This window comes from Streptomyces chumphonensis, from assembly GCF_014779715.1.
GTDB lineage: Bacteria > Actinomycetota > Actinomycetes > Streptomycetales > Streptomycetaceae > Streptomyces > Streptomyces chumphonensis.
In genome coordinates, this window is sequence record NZ_JACXYU010000002.1 from 496,459 (window position 1) to 512,963 (window position 16,505).

At 76.7% G+C, this 16,505-nt stretch carries 15 protein-coding genes; 5 read left to right on the forward strand and 10 right to left on the reverse strand.

The genetic code is table 11. The features are described 5' to 3' along the window. Positions 1-43 precede the first annotated feature (43 nt). A complete protein-coding gene (gene treZ, locus IF129_RS07455; RefSeq protein WP_191208678.1) occupies positions 44-1,819 on the reverse strand; it encodes a malto-oligosyltrehalose trehalohydrolase in 1,776 nt (591 codons plus the stop codon). 117 nt (positions 1,820-1,936) lie between these two features. Here treZ and IF129_RS07460 point away from each other — a divergent pair, with 117 nt between their 5' ends. Further along, positions 1,937-2,482, forward strand: coding sequence for a DUF1707 and FHA domain-containing protein (locus IF129_RS07460; protein WP_191208679.1), 546 nt, complete (start codon positions 1,937-1,939; stop codon positions 2,480-2,482). A gap of 30 nt (positions 2,483-2,512) precedes the next feature. Here the strand turns inward: IF129_RS07460 and treY are convergent, their stop codons facing one another. From treY to IF129_RS07485, 5 genes are all read right to left on the reverse strand, one after another. Beyond that, positions 2,513-4,924 carry a malto-oligosyltrehalose synthase gene (gene treY, locus IF129_RS07465; protein WP_191208680.1) on the reverse strand — a complete coding sequence of 804 codons (2,412 nt, stop codon included), beginning with the start codon at positions 4,922-4,924 and terminating at the stop codon, positions 2,513-2,515. 106 nt (positions 4,925-5,030) lie between these two features. Beyond that, positions 5,031-5,438 (reverse strand): peptide-methionine (R)-S-oxide reductase MsrB, encoded by a 408-nt coding sequence (gene msrB / locus IF129_RS07470; protein ID WP_191208681.1) that lies wholly within the window; start codon positions 5,436-5,438, stop codon positions 5,031-5,033. Beyond that, positions 5,438-6,844: a UDP-N-acetylmuramate--L-alanine ligase gene (gene murC / locus IF129_RS07475; RefSeq protein ID WP_191208682.1), complete on the reverse strand. Its 1,407-nt coding sequence runs from the start codon at positions 6,842-6,844 to the stop codon at positions 5,438-5,440. Before murC ends, msrB begins: the two co-directional genes overlap by 1 nt. A gap of 88 nt (positions 6,845-6,932) precedes the next feature. Next, positions 6,933-7,619 (reverse strand): response regulator, encoded by a 687-nt coding sequence (locus tag IF129_RS07480; RefSeq protein WP_191208683.1) that lies wholly within the window; start codon positions 7,617-7,619, stop codon positions 6,933-6,935. Next, a complete protein-coding gene (locus IF129_RS07485) occupies positions 7,616-8,818 on the reverse strand; it encodes a sensor histidine kinase (protein ID WP_191208684.1) in 1,203 nt (400 codons plus the stop codon). Before IF129_RS07485 ends, IF129_RS07480 begins: the two co-directional genes overlap by 4 nt. Positions 8,819-9,010: 192 nt before the next feature. Between IF129_RS07485 and IF129_RS07490 the strand changes: the two genes are divergently transcribed. Together IF129_RS07490 and IF129_RS07495 are read left to right on the forward strand one after the other, a co-directional pair. After that, positions 9,011-10,084 carry an ABC transporter permease gene (locus tag IF129_RS07490; RefSeq protein WP_191208685.1) on the forward strand — a complete coding sequence of 358 codons (1,074 nt, stop codon included), beginning with the start codon at positions 9,011-9,013 and terminating at the stop codon, positions 10,082-10,084. A gap of 11 nt (positions 10,085-10,095) precedes the next feature. Continuing rightward, a complete protein-coding gene (locus IF129_RS07495; protein ID WP_381480750.1) occupies positions 10,096-10,779 on the forward strand; it encodes an ABC transporter ATP-binding protein in 684 nt (227 codons plus the stop codon). Positions 10,780-10,800: 21 nt separating this feature from the next. On the opposite strand, the gene IF129_RS07500 is transcribed toward IF129_RS07495, so the two are convergent. Both IF129_RS07500 and IF129_RS07505 read right to left on the reverse strand, forming a co-directional pair. Further along, on the reverse strand, positions 10,801-11,268 hold the full coding sequence (locus IF129_RS07500) for an indole-3-glycerol phosphate synthase (RefSeq protein ID WP_191208687.1): 468 nt from the start codon (positions 11,266-11,268) through the stop codon (positions 10,801-10,803). A gap of 114 nt (positions 11,269-11,382) precedes the next feature. Then, entirely contained in the window at positions 11,383-12,192 is an 810-nt protein-coding gene (locus IF129_RS07505; RefSeq protein WP_191208688.1) for a dihydrofolate reductase family protein, read from the reverse strand. A 65-nt stretch (positions 12,193-12,257) separates the two neighbouring features. Between IF129_RS07505 and zapE the strand changes: the two genes are divergently transcribed. Beyond that, on the forward strand, positions 12,258-13,415 hold the full coding sequence (zapE, locus tag IF129_RS07510) for a cell division protein ZapE (protein ID WP_191208689.1): 1,158 nt from the start codon (positions 12,258-12,260) through the stop codon (positions 13,413-13,415). A gap of 55 nt (positions 13,416-13,470) precedes the next feature. Beyond that, positions 13,471-14,376 carry a polysaccharide deacetylase family protein gene (locus tag IF129_RS07515; RefSeq protein ID WP_191208690.1) on the forward strand — a complete coding sequence of 302 codons (906 nt, stop codon included), beginning with the start codon at positions 13,471-13,473 and terminating at the stop codon, positions 14,374-14,376. Positions 14,377-14,379: 3 nt separating this feature from the next. Here IF129_RS07515 and hemQ read toward each other — a convergent pair whose 3' ends face one another. Continuing rightward, positions 14,380-15,096, reverse strand: coding sequence for a hydrogen peroxide-dependent heme synthase (gene hemQ / locus IF129_RS07520; protein WP_191208691.1), 717 nt, complete (start codon positions 15,094-15,096; stop codon positions 14,380-14,382). A 4-nt stretch (positions 15,097-15,100) separates the two neighbouring features. Beyond that, positions 15,101-16,498: a protoporphyrinogen oxidase gene (hemG, locus tag IF129_RS07525; protein ID WP_191208692.1), complete on the reverse strand. Its 1,398-nt coding sequence runs from the start codon at positions 16,496-16,498 to the stop codon at positions 15,101-15,103. Between the last annotated feature and the right edge of the window lie 7 nt (positions 16,499-16,505).

The following is a 16,505-nucleotide window of genomic DNA, read 5'->3' on the forward strand; positions in this document are numbered from 1 at the left end:
GCCGGCCCGCGGCCCGCTCGGGGGCGCCGGACCTCCCGTCGCGTCAGACCTTGAGGACGACCGCCGCGTGCGCGGGCAGCCGCGTCCCCGCGCAGCGGTGCGTCGTCGCCAGCCGCTCCCCCTCGGCGAGTTCGGGGACGTCGGCCGGGGCGTCGCCGAGGTTGACGGCCACGAGCAGGGTGCTGTGCCGGACCGTCAGCCAGCGCGCCCCCTCGGCCGTCGACCCCGTCCGCACGCTCACGTCCCCCAGCCGCAGGGCCGGGTCGAGATGCTCGCGACGGACGGCGATCAGCCGGCGGTGCCACTCCAGCAGCCAGGCGTGGTCCGGGCGGCGGGGCTCGTCCCAGTCCAGGCAGGAGCGTTCGCGGGTGGCCGGGTCCTGCGGGTCGGGGATGTCCGCCTCGGCCCAGCCGTGCGCGGCGAACTCGCGACGCCGCCCGGTGCGGACCGCTGCGGCCAGCTGCGGGTCCGGGTGATCGGTGAAGTACTGCCACGGGGTGCGGGCGCCCCACTCCTCCCCCATGAACAGCATCGGGGTGAAGGGGCCGCACAGGACGAGCGCGGCGGCGCAGGCGGAGCGCTCGGGGCCGAGCCTGGCGGCGAGCCGGTCGCCGAGCGCCCGGTTGCCGATCTGGTCGTGGGTCTGGGCGTAGCCGACGAGGCGGTGGGCGGGCGTGGCGGCGTCCAGCCGGCGGCCGTGCCCCCGGCCCCGGAAGGCGGAGTAGGTGCCGTCGTGGAAGAAGCCGCCGGTGAGGGTCTTCGCCAGGGCGGCCAGGGGGTCGCGGGCGAAGTCGGCGTAGTAGCCCTGCGCCTCGCCGGTGAGGGCGGTGTGCAGGGCGTGGTGGAAGTCGTCGTTCCACTGGGCGTGCAGCCCGAGCCCGCCGCGCTCGCGCGGTGCGGTGGTGGCGGGGTCGTTGCGGTCGGACTCGGCGATGAGGAACAGCGGCCGCCGGAGCTCGGCGGCGAGGGCGTCCACGGCGGCCGAGAGCCGGGCCAGGAAGTGCTCGGCACGGGTGTCGGCGAGGGCGTGGACGGCGTCGAGCCGCAGGCCGTCCAGGTCGTACGCGCGCAGGAAGGCGAGCGCGCTGCCGACGAAGTAGTCCCGGACCTCGTCGGAACCGGGGGCGTCGAGGTTGACGGCCGCGCCCCACGGGGTGTGGTGGCGGTCGGTGAAGTACGGGCCGAAGGCGGGCAGGTGGTTGCCGGACGGGCCGAGGTGGTTGTGGACGACGTCGAGCACGACGCCCAGCCCGTGGGCGTGGGCCGCGGCCACGAACCGGCGCAGTCCGGCGGGCCCGCCGTAGGGCTCGTGCACGGCCCAGGGCGCCACGCCGTCGTAGCCCCAGCCGTGCCGGCCGGGGAACGGGCACAGTGGCATGAGCTGGACGTGCGTCACCCCCAGGTCGGCCAGGTGGGCCAGGTGTCCGGCGGCGGCGTCGAACGTCCCCGCGCGGGTGAAGGTGCCCAGGTGCAGCTCGTAGAGCACCGCACCGGCCAGGCCCCGGCCCGGCCAGGGGGCGCGCGGGCCGCCCTCGTCGCCGACGACGGCGCTCAGGCCCTCGGGGCCGTCGGGCTGGCGGCGGGAGCGGGGGTCGGGACGGACCGGGCCGTCGTCGAGCACGAAGCCGTAGCGGGTGCCCGGGCCCGCCGGGGCCGAGACCCGCCACCAGCCGGGGCGGGCGGGGTCCGGCTCCATCGGCCGGTCGGTTCCGCCGTGCTCCCCCGCCCCGGGGACGGCGCGGCCCGCGGGGTCCGGGGCGGGCGCCCCGGTGCGGAGTCGGACCCGTGCGGCGTCAGGTGCCCATACCTCGAACAGCATGGGCACCATCGTCGGGGTACGGCGGCTCCGGCGCCACGGGACACCCCGTCACCGTTCGTCCACGGTCCCCGGCCGCGCCTGGACAGCCGCCGGGCGCCCGTCGGACAATCAACCGCTATGACGACGCACGAGTTCGCGGCTCAGCCCCCGCGCGTGACCGACGCGGAGCGGGACCACGCGCTCGGCGTCCTTCGGGAGGGCGCGGCCGACGGACGCGTCTCCCACCGCACGTTCGAACGCCGGATGGAGCTGGTGCTGCACGCCCGGCACCCGGGCGAACTCCACGCCGTCCTGCACGATCTGGGGACACGTCAGCGGCGGCCCAGCGCGCTGGAGCGGGCCCTGGGCGCGGTGTCGGGCTTCCCCGGGCGCGTGCGCCGCGCCTGGCGGGACGAACGGCTGCCCGAACTGCTGCTGCCGGGCCCCGGGCCCTATCCGCTCTCGATCGGCCGGGCCCCCGGCTCGGTGCTGCGCCTCGGCGACCACACCGTCTCCCGGACGCACGCGCAGCTACGGCACACCGGTGCCGGGTGGACGCTGCGGGACCTCGGTTCCTTCAACGGCACCTGGGTCAACGGCCGCCGCGTCACCGGTGCCGTCGCCGTACGTCCGGGCGACCGGGTGCGCTTCGGCCAGGTCGGGTTCCGGCTGACGGCGCCCTGAGCCGTCCGGGCGGCGCGGCCGGACCCGCCGTCACTCCCGCAGGAGCAGCGCCACGGGGAGGTCGGCCAGCAGAGCGCCGAGGTCGGCGCGGCCGTCGACGGGTCGGGGGTCCGGCCCGAGCAGGTTCCGCCACCGCCCCGGCGGCAGCGGCAGGGCGGTGCCGCGCCAGCCGCCCGCGTCGGCCAGGCGGCGGGTCAGCCGCGAGACGACGGTGACGACGGCGGGGCTCTGTCCGCCCGGCCCCCTGCCGAACGCCAGGCAGTGCTCGGCGGCCGGCCCCTCGGCGGCCAGCGGCGTGTAGCGCGCCTCGGCGCCGAACCACTGCGGGTGGTCGCGGCGCAGCCGCAGCGCGGCCCGGGTGAGCCGCTCCTTCTCCTCCGCCGGTGCCTCCCCCGGTCTCTCCCCCGCGGTCTCCCCGGGCGCGTCGAGGGCCACCGGGCGGCGGTTGTCCGGGTCGACGAGGACGCGGTAGACGCGTTCCGTGCCCTGGTAGAGGTCCGGGACGCCGGGCATGGTCAGGTGCGCCAGCGCCATGCCGAGGACGTTGGCCCGCGCCTGCGGGCCGGTCGCCTCCGCGAACGCCGCCAGCGGCGCGCGGCCGACGCCGCACGGGCCGGCGTCGAGGTACCGCTCGACCCGCTCCTCGTAGACGGCGTCCGGTTCGGTCCAGGTGGTGTGCAGGCCCGCCTCCCGGACGGACTTGAGCAGGGCCCCGGCCAGCCGCTCCCGGTCCGGGACGCCGAGGCCGTGTGCCGTCTGCCAGACGAGCCAGGCGGTGTGCGGGTCCAGGGCGACGCCGCCGCTGCGGGCCGTGGCCTCCATGACCTGCCGCAGCAGGGCACCCCACCCGGCCGGGTCCTCGCTGAGGGAGGCGAGGGCGGCCCGCACGTCGGCGCTGCGCTTGGTGTCGTGGGTGGACAGGGCCGTGCCGGTCTCCGGCCAGTCCCGTTGCAGGCGGGCGCAGTAGGCGTGGAAGTCGGCCGGGGGGAGGGCCGGTCGGCCGGGGTCGCCGCCCACCTCGGCGGCGGAGAGCAGCGGGAGGTAGCGGTAGAACGCCGTGTCCTCCACGGACTTCGCCCGCAGCGCGCCGGAGACCTGCGCGAACCGGGCGAACAGCTCCCGGTCCCCGAGCACGAGCCGGCCGACGAGGTCGACGGTGTCGGCCTCCTCCGGGACGGGGAAGGCCGCCCGCGCGCCGGCGACGAGGTCGGTCAGGAACGCGTCCGTCAGGTCGGGGTCGTCGTCCGGCGGCCAATAGAGCCGGTAGACGGGCAACCGGACGAGGAGTTCGCGCAGCGCCCGGGTGAGCGCCCAGTCGGCGTGGTCGCCGCGGCGCTGACCGTCCGCCCGGGCCAGGGCCCGGCGGGTGGCCCGCACGAGCCGCCGCACCTCGGCGTCCAACTCGTGGCCGACGACCTCCCGGGCGGCCCGGTGCACGGTGGCCGCCCAGTCGCCGCCCGCGTCGTCGGCCACCCGGGTGACCTCCCGGTACAGGTCGGTCAGCCGGGCGGCGCCCTCGGGGTCCACGAAGACGGCGTCCAGGCGGCGCAGGGCGTCGTAGCCGGTCGTGCCCGCGACCGGCCAGCCGCGCGGCAGCCGTTCGTCGGGTCCGAGGATCTTCTCCACGACGGTCCAGGCCCCGCCCGTGCGCCGGTGCAACCGCCGCAGGTACCCGCCGGGGTCGGCCAACCCGTCGGGGTGGTCGACGCGCAGCCCGTGGACGACGCCCTCCTCCAGCAGGGCCAGGATCCGTTCGTGCGTCGCCTCGAAGACCTCCGGGTCCTCCACCCGGACGCCGATGAGCTCCGAGACGGAGAAGAAGCGCCGGTAGTTGAGGTCGGTCCGGGCCAGGCGCCACCAGCCGAGCCGGTAGTGCTGGGCGTCGAGCAGGTCCGGCAGCGGCAGCGTCTCGGTGCCGGGGCGCACGGGGAAGCGGTGCTCGGCGTACGTCAGCACGCCGTCGGCCACCCGCAGGGCGTCCAGCTCCTCGTTGAGCCGGCCGCCCAGGACGGGCAGGAGCACCCGGCCGTCACCGGCCTCCCAGTCGATGTCGAACCAGTGCGCGTACGGGGACGCCGGACCGTCGGCCAGCACGGACCACAGCGGTCCGTTGAGGCTGACGGGCGCCGGGACGGACATGTGGTTGGGCACGATGTCCACGACGAGGCCGAGTCCGTGCTCCCGCGCGGTCCGGGACAGGGCCCGCAGCCCGGCCTCCCCGCCCAGCTCCGCCCGCACCCGCGTGTGGTCGGTGACGTCGTAGCCGTGGGTGGAGCCCGGCACGGACTCCAGCACCGGCGAGAGGTGCAGGTGGGAGACGCCGAGGGCGGCGATCGCGGGCACGTCGCGCGCGGCGGCGGCGAAGGGGTGGTCCGGCTGGAGCTGCACGCGGTACGTCGCGGTGGGCACGGTGGCGACGGAACGCGCTGGATGCTCGGTCACGCCTCGAATTCTTGGCCGGGGCGCGGGGGCCGTCAAGGCGACCGGCGCCGGGCCGGGGGCCACCCCGGCCCGGCCGACGTCGGGGGCGGACCGGGCGCGGCTCTCCTCAGCTCTCCTTCGGCTCCAGCCGCAGGGAGACGGAATTGATGCAGTAGCGCTGGTCCGTCGGGGTGGGATAGCCCTCGCCCGAGAAGACGTGCCCGAGGTGGGAGCCGCAGCGGGCGCAGCGGACCTCGGTGCGGGACATGCCGAAGGAGTGGTCCTCGACCAGTTCCACGGCGGCGGTGTGCGCCGGGTCGTAGAAGGACGGCCAGCCGCAGTGCGAGGCGAACTTGGTGTCGGAGCGGAACAGCTCGGCCCCGCAGGCCCGGCAGGCGTAGACGCCCTCGGTGTCGGTGTCGGTGTACTCGCCCCGGAAGGCCGGCTCGGTCCCGGCCTGGCGCAGCACGCGGTACTCCTCGTCGGTCAGCTCGGCGCGCCACTGCTCGTCCGGCTTCTCGATCTCGTACGCCATCAGTGGTCCCCTCCGTTCTCCAGTCGGGCCAGGATCAGCGGCGCCAGTTCCGTCACGTCCCCGGCGCCCATGGTCAGGACGAGGTCCCCCGGCTTGGCCGTCCCCGCGACGGCCTCCGGCACCGCCTCGCGCGCGGGCGCGGCCGTGACGTCGGCGGCGTGCGCGCGGGCGGCGTCCGTGATGAGCGCGCTGGTCACGCCGGGGATCGGGTCCTCCCGCGCGGGGTAGACGTCCAGCACGATCGAGGCGTCGGCGAGGGCCAGCGCGGCGCCCATCTCCGCGCCCAGCTCCTTGGTGCGGCTGAACAGGTGCGGCTGGAAGACGACCAGGACCCGGCCCTCGGGCACGGCGGCCCGCATCGCCTCCAGGTCGGCGACCATCTCGCTGGGGTGGTGCGCGTAGGAGTCGATGACCTGCACGCCCCCGGCCTCGCCGATGCGCTGGAGGCGGCGGCCCACGCCCGTGTAGGCGGCCAGGGCGTCGGCCAGCGCGGCGGCGGGCACCCCGGCCGCGACGCCGGCGGCGAGCGCGGCCACGGCGTTGTGCGCGTAGTGCCGTCCCGGCACGGAGACGGCGAAGGTGAGCCGCTCGCCGCCGAGGAGCACGGTGACCTCGCTGGTCAGGCCGCGCGCGGTGACGTCCAGGACGCGCACGTCGGCGTCCGGCGACTCGCCGTAGGTGGCGACGGTGACGTCCGCGAGGCCCCGCACCCGGGCGGTCAGCTCGCGCGCCCCGGGGTGGTCGGCGGAGACCACCAGGGTGCCGCCGGGGCGGATCCGCCCGGCGAACGTCTCGAAGGAGACGTGGATGTCCTCCATGGAGCCGTAGTTGGCGTGGTGGTCGAGCTCGACGTTGAGGATGATCGCGACGTCGGGGCGGTAGGCGTGGAAGCTGCGGTCGCTCTCGTCGGCCTCGGCGACGAAGATCCCGCCCGTGCCGTGGTGGGCGTTGCTGCACGGGCCCGCCAGGTCGCCGCCGATGGCGTAGGACGGGTCGAGCCCCAGGGCGCCGAGGCCGACGGCGAGCATGGACGTCGTCGTGGTCTTGCCGTGCGTCCCGGCGACGGCGATCGTGCGGTGGTCCGTCATGAGCCCGGCCAGGGCGTCCGACCGGTGCACGACGGGGATGCCGTGCGCGGCCGCGGCGGCGAGCTCGGGGTTGTCCGCGCGGATGGCCGAGGAGACGACGACGGACGTGGCGTCGGCGGCGAGGTGCTCGGCCGCGTGGCCGACGTGCACGGTGACGCCCAGGTCGCGCAGGGCGGCGACGGTCGCCGACTCCTTCGCGTCGCTCCCCGCCACCCGGGCCCCGCGCAGGGCGAGGATCTTGGCGATGCCCGACATGCCGGCTCCGCCGATGCCGATGAAGTGCGGCCTGTCCATGCCGGACGGGACAGCCGGTGCCATGTGCGGGTCTCCCTCGGTTGCGTCGTGCCGGCGCCCCGGGACCCCGGCGCCGTGCACCGATTCTCGCACCCCACCGGGGCGGCTCCGGTCAGGCGGGCCTGATGAGCCCGGCCGCCAGTCCCGCCGCGACGGCGGCCGTACGGCTGTCGACGTCCAGCTTGTCGTAGATGTGCACCAGGTGCGTCTTGACGGTCGCCTCGCTGATGAACAGCCGCCGGGAGATCTGCCGGTTGGCCAGCCCCTCGGCGAGGAGCCGGAGGATCTCGCTCTCGCGGGGCGAGAGCGCGGGACGCCCGGCACGCACCCGCCCCAGCAGCCGGGCGGCGACGGTCGGGGCGAGGACCGTCTCGCCCCGGGCCGCCGCCCGGACGGCGGCGGCCAGCTCCTCGGGCGGTGCGTCCTTCAGGAGGTACCCCGTGGCCCCGGCCTCGACGGCGGCGAGGATGTCGGCGTCCGTGCTGTAGGTGGTGAGGATGAGCACGGCGGGCGGGGTGGGGCGCGCGGCGATGGCCCGGGTGGCGTCCACGCCGTGCATGCCGCCGCCCATCTGGAGGTCCATCAGGACGACGTCGGGCCGTGCCCTGCCCGGCGGGGTGCCGTCGGCGGCGGCCTCCACGGCGTCGGCGGCGGCGTCGAGGAAGGCCAGGGCGGCGACGCCGTCCCCCGCCTCCCCGACGACCGCCACGCCGGGCAGCTCCTCGATGATGGCCCGCAGTCCGCGCCGCACCACGGGATGGTCGTCCACGAGCAGCACCCGCACCGGCTGGGCGTTCACGGCACCGCCACGGGGGCGCGCAGCGGCAGGGTCGCGGCCACGGCGGTGCCCTCGCCGGGAGCGGACTCCACCGACAGCGTCCCGCCCAGCTCCGCGATCCGCTCCCGCATGCCGTGCAGCCCGAAGCCGCCGGCCGGGGCACCGGGGGCGAACCCGGCGCCGTCGTCGAAGACGTCCAGCGTGACCTCGCCCGCGTGGAAGACGAGGGTGACGGCGGCGTGCGGGGCGTGGGCGTGCCGGGCGACGTTGGCCAGTGCCTCCTGCGTGAGCCGCAGCAGCGCCACCTCGGCCTCCACCGGCAGCGGACAGGGTTCGCCCTCCACCCGGAAGGCGACCTCGGTCCGGGCGCCGGAGCCCAGCGGCGCGGCGGTCAGGCGGCGCAGCGCCTCGGGCAGGGGCGCGTCGGTGAGGGCCGGCGGGGTGAGGGCGTGCACGAAGCGCCGGGCCTCGGCGAGGTTGTCGGCGGCGGTGCGCTCCGCTTCGCGGATGTGGTCCCGGGCGGTGGCGGAGGCGCCGTCGGGGAGCGCGCCGTGCGCGGCACGGCTGAGGAGGACGATGCTGGACAGGCCCTGGGCGAGGGTGTCGTGGATCTCCCGGGCGAGGCGCTGGCGCTCGGCCAGGCGCCCCGCCTCGCGCTGGGTGGCCGCCAGCTCGCCCCGGGTGCGGACGAGGTCGTCGATGAGCCGCTGCCGCTCCCGGCTCTCGCGGTGCAGGGCGGCGTAGCCGTAGGCGGTGAGCACGGCGACGGCGGCCCCGGCCAGTGGCCCGACGACCTTCGCCGCCGTCAGCCCGCCGGTGCCGGCCGCCTGTGCGGCGATCACCGCGCCCGTGGTGAGGGCGACGGCGGGCAGCGCCCGGCGGGCGGGGAGCAGGTGCAGCTGGAGGAAGAAGAGCGGGAACGCGAGGTAGCTGACGTCCGCCTCGACGGCCAGCAGGCAGAGCCACAGCGCGGTGACGGCGCCGAGCCAGTACCGCGCACGCCGCCGGGACGGGGACCGGCGGACGTCCAGCACCCCGGCGGCGTACACCGCCCCCAGCAGCGCGCCCGGCGGCAGGAGCCAGGCCGGTGAGGCGGCGAGCGCGACGACGAGGAGCACCGCGAAGGTGCCGTGCAGCGCGGCGCTCAGCAGCCGCTCCACGGACGGGCCCGGGACGGCGGGGGCAGCGGGAGGGGACGGGGCGCAGGGGGCGGGGCTCACCCCGCCGAGGGTACGGGCGGCGGCGGAGGCGGCGGGCCGGGGCCGCCATCAACCGTTCGGTGGATTCCGGGGTGCGCCGCACGGAGGACGACGGGCCCCTCCGCGTCGGCGATGTGCGCGGGGACGGCCCCCGCGAGGCTGGAGCGGCCGCCGCAGGTCACCCTCGTCCCCCGATCCGCCAGGAGTCCCGCCGTGTTCGTCGCCCTCCGTGACCTCCGCTTCGCCCGTGGGCGGTTCGCCCTGATGGGTGTCGTGGTCACGCTGCTCGCCACGTTGGTGGTGTTCCTGCACGGCCTCACCGAGGGGCTGGCCCGGGACTCCTCCTCGGCCGTCGCCGGGCTGCCGGCCGACCGGATCGCCTTCGGGGCGCCGGGCGGCGCCGAACCGGAGGTGTCGTTCTCCGACAGCACGGTCTCCGCCGAGCAGGTGCGGGGCTGGACGGCGGCGGACGGGGTCCGCGCGGCCGAGCCGCTGGGCGTGGCGATGACCCGGCTGACGGTCCGGGCCGGCGCGGGTTCGGTGAGCCTCTTCGGCGGCCCGCCGGCCCTGCTCCCCCGCCTGACCGAGGGGACGGCGCCGGGCCGGGGTGAGGCGGCGGTCAGTGCGGCGGTCGCCGGGACGTACGGGCTGACCGTGGGCGATCGGGTGCGGCTCGGCACGCGGGGGCTGACGGTCTCCGGCGTCACCGAGGACCGCGCCCACGCCCACGCTCCCACCGTCTGGACGGACCTGCCGACCTGGCACACGGTGAGCGGCCACGAACGGCCGACGGTGCTCGCCCTGACCCTGGCCTCCGGCGCCGACGTCCCCGCGGTCGACGCCCGGCTCGCGACGGCCACCGTGCCGACCGGCGACGCCGTGGAGGGGATCGCGAGCCACGCCGCCGAGCAGGGCAGCCTCCGGCTCGTCCAGGGCTGCCTGTTCGTGGTGGCCGCGCTGGTGACGGGGGCGTTCTTCACGGTCTGGACGGTGCAGCGCCGACCGGAGATCGCGGTGCTCAAGGCCGTGGGGGCGAGCAGCGGCTACCTCGTGCGGGACGCCCTGGCCCAGGCCCTCGTGCTCCTGCTGGGCGGCACCCTGCTCGGCGCGGGGCTGGCGCTGGCGGGCGGGCTGGTCGCGGTGCGCGGGGTGCCCTTCGTGCTGGACGTGCGGACGGCCGGGCCACCGGTGGCCGCCATGGTCGTGCTCGGCCTGGCCGGGGCCGGGCTCGCCGTCCGCCGCATCACCTCCGTCGACCCGCTGACCGCGCTGGGAGCCGGCCGATGACCGACCGCAGGATCCCCCTCGCCCTGGACCGTGTGCGGCTGACCTACCCCGACGGGGACCGGCGGCTCACCGCGCTGGACGACGTCGGCCTCCGGGTCGCGGCCGGTGAGCTCGTCGCGGTGGCCGGGCCGTCCGGCTCGGGGAAGTCCTCGCTGCTGGCGGTGGCCGCGACACTGCTGCGCCCGGACGCCGGGACGGTCCGCCTCGCCGGGCAGGACGTCGGCGTGCTGCGGGCGGCGGCCCGCACGGCGCTGCGGCGCAGGGCCGTCGGCATCGTCTTCCAGCAGCCGAACCTGCTGCCCTCGCTGACGTCCGTGGAGCAGTTGCTGGTGACGGCCCATCTGCGGGGCGGACGCCGGGCGCTGCGGCGGGCGACCGAGCGGCGCCGGGCGGAGGAGCTGCTGGAGTCGGTCGGCCTGGACGCCTCCCGGCGGCGGCGCAGGCCGCACCGGCTCTCCGGGGGTGAACGGCAGCGGGTGAACATCGCCAGGGCGCTGTTCGGCACGCCGCAGGTGCTGCTGGTCGACGAGCCGACCTCGGCACTGGACCACGAGCGCGGGGCGCGGGTGGCGGAGCTGCTGCGGGAGGTGACCCGGACGCACGGCACCGCGACCGTCCTGGTGACGCACGACCTCGGTGTGCTCGGCCGCGCGGACCGGGTGCTGCACATGACCGACGGACGGCTCGCGGAGTGACGTCCGCGAGCCGTCCGGGTGTCACTCCGCGTGCGCGAACAGCCTGAGCACCGGTACGCCGACCTGGTGGCGGGCCCGGGAGGCCCAGTCCCGGTGGAAGAACTCCTCCACCAGGTGGGGTGCGGTGAGCACGATGACCTCGTCGGCGTTGGACCGCGCGACGACGGATTTCAGGGCGTCGAGCGGGTGCTTGTCGATGAGTCGGCCCTCGGCCCCGGCGCCGGTCTCGCGCAGCGATCTGAGGGAGTGTTCGAGGGCGAGCCGGGCGGGCTGCGCGGCGTCGCCGTCCTCCGGTTCGTCGGCCTCGTGCACGGCCTGTTCCAGTTCGCCGAGCGCGACGTCGTCCAGGGCCCGCAGCAGGCGGTCCTGCCGCCCGCGCGGCTGCATGAGGACGACGAAGGAGACCTCCTCCTCACCGTGCAGGGTGGTGACGAGCTCCACGTCCGTCGGCACCAGCGGCTTCTCGATCATGAGTACGGTCGTGAACACGGCGGGCGCCCTTCTTCTCCACTGGCCCCGCGGGGCCCGTACAGCCAATGTTCCTGCGCTGGGGAGAGTCTGCCCGGCGAACGCAAAGCGGAACGCTGAATTCCGCTTTCGCCGTCACTGCCGACGGTAACGCGTGAACAGGAAGCCCGCCTCCTCCAGCACGGACTCCAGGGCGAACTCCACGGGGACGGGGAAGGCGGCGCCCTTCATGATCCGCGGGGCGTCGCCCGCCGTGATCCGGGGCGCTACCGTCAGGCACAGCTCGTCCAGAACGCCCGCCGTGGCGAACGCGCCGAGCACCCGGGGGCCGCCCTCGGTCAGCAGCCTGCGGTGCCCCTCCCCGGCCAGCGCCGCCGGCACGCGGGCCGGGTCGGCGCCCAGACCCTCCCCCGCGAACACCACGCGCGCACCGGCGTGCCGCGCGGCCTCGACCCGTTCGGCGGGCGCCCCGGCCCCCGTCACCACCAGCGTGGGGGTCACCGGGGAGGCGAACAGCGGCGCCGTGAGGTCCAGCTCCAGGCCCGCGCTGAGCACCGCGACGGCGGGCGCCGGCGCCTGCCCCGCCGCCGCGCGGCGCCCGGCGAACGCCGCGCGGGCCTTCGCCGGGCGGTAGCCCTCCGTGCGCACCGTCTCGGCCCCGACCACGACGGCGTCCGCGAGCCCGCGCAGCACGCCGAAGATCCGCATGTCGGCGGCGTTGGACAGGGGCTGCGACCGGCCGTCGTGGTGTGCCGCCCCGTCCAGCGAGGCCACCATGTTGCCGCGCAGCCAGCTCCGGCCGACGGCCTCGGGCCCGTGCGGCGGGAACGCGTCGGCCGCCGGGTAGGCGTAGGCGTCGGCGAGCTCCTCAAGGCTCCACTCGCGGTCGCCGGTGACGTCCGGGCGTGCGGCGGCATCGGGGGACAAGGGGAACAGGCGTCGCATGACCGCAGTGTGGCACGGGCCACTGTCGTGCGAGGGAGGGGCCCGTGCGCCGTACAGTGGCAGACGTGCCGACCTCCGCCTCCTCCTCCGCCACGACTCCGCAGCCCAAGACCCCGGAGCGCCCGGGGCCGCCCACGGGCACGGCCTCCGGGGCGGCCGACGAGACGCCCGCCGCGCTCAGCGAACGGCATCCGCACGTCCCGGCCGACCGGCTCGTCGCCGAGCTCGTCCCGCCGCCCCGGTTCGACGCGGTGCGCTTCGAGACCTACCTCCCCGACCCGGCCCGGCCGAGCCAGGCCGAGGCCGTCGAGGTGCTGAGCGGCTTCGCCCGCTCCCTCGGCGGCTCGACGGCTTCGGGCGGCGGGCGCGGCGGCGTGGGACGGTGGTTCCGCCGCCCGAGGCGCGCGCAGGCCGCGGGCCCGCGCGGGGTGTACCTCGACGGGGGGTACGGCGTCGGCAAGACGCACCTGCTGGCCTCGCTGTGGCACGCGACCCCGGCTCCGGCCGAGCGCAAGGCGTTCGGCACCTTCGTGGAACTGACGAACCTCGTGGGGGCGCTCGGCTTCCGGCAGACCGTCGCGACGCTCTCCGAGCACCGGCTGCTGTGCATCGACGAGTTCGAGCTGGACGACCCGGGTGACACCGTGCTCGTCTCCTCCCTGCTCGCGCGGCTCGTCGAGGAGGGGGTGGCGCTCGCCGCCACGTCCAACACCCTGCCCGGAAGGCTCGGTGAGGGACGCTTCGCGGCGGCCGACTTCCTGCGCGAGATCCAGGGGCTGTCGGCCCACTTCCGTGCCCAGCGGATCGACGGTGAGGACTACCGCCACCGGGGCCTGCCCGAGGCGCCCCGGCCCTGCGGCGACGACGAGGTCACCCGGGTGGCCTACCGCACGCCGGGGGCCGGTCTGGACGCGTTCCCGGCGCTCCTGGACCACCTGGCGCAGGTCCACCCCAGCCGCTACGGCGCCCTGTGCGACGGCCTGACCGCGGTGTGCCTGACGGGCGTGACGCCGGTCGCCGACCAGGCGACGGCGCTGCGCCTGGTGGTCCTCGCCGACCGGCTGTACGACCGCGAGGTGCCGGTGATCGCCTCCGGTCGGCCGTTCGACGCGCTGTTCAGCGAGGAGATGCTGAACGGGGGGTACCGGAAGAAGTACTTCCGCGCGATATCCCGCCTCACCGCCCTGGCCCGCGACGGGCAGCGCCTCGCCGCGGACGGGTGACCCGGTCGGGGGCACGGAGCACGCGAAAGTACGATCATCGCAATAGCGTCGTCATGTGATCACGTTCCGTACCCTGACCCGCTGCCCGGCGCTCCTGCTGGCCCTGGCCGCGACGGCGGCCTGCGGGACCGGCGCCGCCCCCGCGTCCGACCCGGAGCGCGGCGACCTCCCCGAGCGCGCGGCGGCCGAGGCACCCGTCCGGGCGGACCGGCCGGCCACCCTGCCGCTCACCCCCGACGGCCGCACCCCCGTCTTCCGCCACGGGCCGCGCACCCCCGAGGCGGAGGCGACACGGGGCACTGCGGGCACGCCGCCCCGCACGAAGCCGGTCGCGCTCACCTTCGACGCCGACATGACCGCCGGGCAGGCGGACCGCGCGGCCGCCGGCGAGCGGTTCGACAACCCGGCCCTCGTCCGGCTCCTGCGCGCGCAGCGGGTCCCGGCCACGTTCTTCGTCACCGGCATGTGGGCCCGCACCTACCCGAGCCAGACGGCGGCGCTCGGGCGCGACCCGCTGTTCGAGGTCGGCAACCACTCCTTCTCCCACCACGCCTTCACCGAGCCCTGCCACGGCCTGCCCGCGCTCGACGCACGGCGCCAGCTCGCCGACGTGCGCGCGGGCTTCGACGCCCTGCGCGCGGCCGGGGTGGACCGGCCGGTGCCCTACTTCCGCTTCCCCGGCGGCTGCTACGACGACGCCGCCCTGCGGGCCGTCGCCCCGGCGGGCGTGACGGCCGTGCAGTGGGACGTCGTCGGCGGCGACCCGTTCACCGAGGACGCCGACGCCGTCGTCCGGCAGGTGCTGTCGGACGTGCGGCCGGGCTCGGTCGTCGTCCTGCACTGCACCCGCAGCGCGGCGCCCGCCACCGCCGAGGCGGTGCGCCGCATCGTTCCGGAGCTGCGCGAGCGCGGCTACCGCTTCGTCCGGGTCTCCGAGCTGCTGGGCGCCGCGCGGGGCTGAGCGTCAGGCCAGACCGGCCACCAGCTCGGCGACCGCCTTGCGGCGGCCGGTGAAGAAGGGGACCTCCTCGCGGACGTGCAGCCGGGCCTCGGAGGCGCGCAGGTGGCGCATGAGGTCCACGATGCGGTGGAGTTCGTCGGCCTCGAAGGCCAGCAGCCACTCGTAGTCGCCCAGCGAGAACGACGCGACGGTGTTGGCCCGCACGTCCGGGTACCCGCGCGCCATCTTGCCGTGGTCGGCGAGCATCCGGCGGCGGTCCTCGTCCGGCAGCAGGTACCACTCGTAGGAGCGGACGAACGGGTACACGCTGACGTAGTCGCGCGGCGTCTCGTCGGCCAGGAACGCCGGGATGTGGGAACGGTTGAACTCCGCCGGGCGGTGCAGGGCCATGTTCGACCACACGGGGTCCAGCGCCCGGCCGAGCTTCGTGCGGCGGAAGCGGTTGTAGGCGTCCTGGAGGGCGTCGGCGGTCTCGGCGTGCCACCAGACCATGACGTCGGCGTCCGCGCGCAGCCCGGAGACGTCGTAGGTGCCGCGCACCGTGACGTCCTCCGCGGCGAGCTGGTCGAACAGCTCCTCGACCTCGGCCGCGTAGCCGGTGCGGTCCTCCGGGAGCACGTCCTTCAGCCGGAAGACGGACCACAGGGTGTAGCGGATGACCTCGTTGAGGTCCTTGGCCTTCTTGCCCGCGTTCGGGGCCTTGTGCGGTGCGTTGGTCATGCCCTCATTCTCGCCCCCGTGCCGCGGCGGCCCACGCCAGGGTCGCCTCGGCCGCCGCGGACGCCGAGGCGACGCACGCGGGGATGCCGACGCCGTCGTAGAGGGCGCCGCACACCTCCAGACCCGGCATCCGCGCGACGGCCGCGCGGACGCGGGCCACCAGGCCCCGGTGACCGAGGGCGTACTGCGGCAGCCCGGCGGGCCAGCGGGTCACGCGGGAGGCGACCGGAGCGGCCGTCAGCCCCACGGCGTCGCGCAGGTCGGCGAGGGAGGCGGCCACCAGCGCGTCGTCGTCGCGTTCGAGGACGGCCTCCTCGCCGAAGCGCCCCACGGAGGTGCGCAGGACGAACAGCTCCGGATCCTGCGCCGCGACCCACCCCCACTTGTTGGCGGAGAACGTGGACGCCTTGATCGTGCGGCCGTCCACCGGCGGCACGAGGAAGCCGCTGCCCCCGGGGAGCGCGCTGCCGAGGTCCGCCCGCCGGAAGGCGAGCGTGCACAGGGCCATCGACGCGTAGCCGACGCCCGCGAGCGCGTCCGCCGCGTCCGGCGCCTCGTGGCGCAGCAGCCGCGCGGCGGCCGGGCCGGGCAGGGCGAGGACCACCGCGTCGGCGTGGTGCACCCCCGCGTCGGTGGCGACGGCCCAGCCGTCGGGGGTGCGGCGCAGGTCCCGCGCGGTCACGCCCGTCGAGATCCGGCCACCGGCCGCGCGCACCGCGTCCGCGACGGCGCCCGGCAGCCGGCCGACGCCGCCGGAGACGCCCATGAAGACGGGACCGGGCGCCGGCGCCGCCGCGCGGGCCTGCACGGACCGGACGGCGGCCAGCAGGGAGCGTTCGCGGCGGGCCGCCTCGAACAGCTGCGGCAGCGCCGCGCGCAGGGAGATCCGGTACGCGTCGCCCGCGTAGACCCCGCCCAGCAGCGGCTCCACCAGCCGGTCCACGACCTCCCGGCCCAGCCGCTCGGCGACGTAGCCGCCGACCGTGACGTCCTCCCCGAGCGGGGTGCGCGGCAGGTCGGCGTCCTCGGCGACGCGGGCCAGGCCGTCGGGCGAGAGGACGTCGCCGAGGACGGCGGGGTCGCCGGGCACGCCCATGAGGTGCCCCCCGGGCATGGGCCGCACCGCACCGCGCGTCCAGATCGCGCCGCCGGCGACCGCCGGGGGCTCCAGCCTCGGGCCGAGGCCCACGGCTCGCGCCAGCTCCACCGCCTCGGGCCGACGGGCGAGCATGGACTCCGCGCCCAGGTCGACCGCGACGCCGGCGATCTCCCCACCGCGCAGTTTTCCGCCGAGCCGCGCGGACGCCTCCAGGACGGTCACCTCGGTGCCGCCGCCCACCTCCAGCAGCCGGTGGGCGGCCACGAGGCCGGAGATGCCGCCGCCGATGACGAGGATGCGCATGCCGCCT

Coding starts and splice junctions, on each gene's coding strand:
- treZ (WP_191208678.1), bottom strand. CDS start 1,819: ATGCTGTTCGAGGTATGGGCACCTGACGCCGCACGGGTCCGACTCCGC.
- IF129_RS07460 (WP_191208679.1), top strand. CDS start 1,937: ATGACGACGCACGAGTTCGCGGCTCAGCCCCCGCGCGTGACCGACGCG.
- msrB (WP_191208681.1), bottom strand. CDS start 5,438: ATGGCGTACGAGATCGAGAAGCCGGACGAGCAGTGGCGCGCCGAGCTG.
- murC (WP_191208682.1), bottom strand. CDS start 6,844: ATGGCACCGGCTGTCCCGTCCGGCATGGACAGGCCGCACTTCATCGGC.
- IF129_RS07505 (WP_191208688.1), bottom strand. CDS start 12,192: ATGCGACGCCTGTTCCCCTTGTCCCCCGATGCCGCCGCACGCCCGGAC.
- hemQ (WP_191208691.1), bottom strand. CDS start 15,096: ATGACCAACGCACCGCACAAGGCCCCGAACGCGGGCAAGAAGGCCAAG.
- hemG (WP_191208692.1), bottom strand. CDS start 16,498: ATGCGCATCCTCGTCATCGGCGGCGGCATCTCCGGCCTCGTGGCCGCC.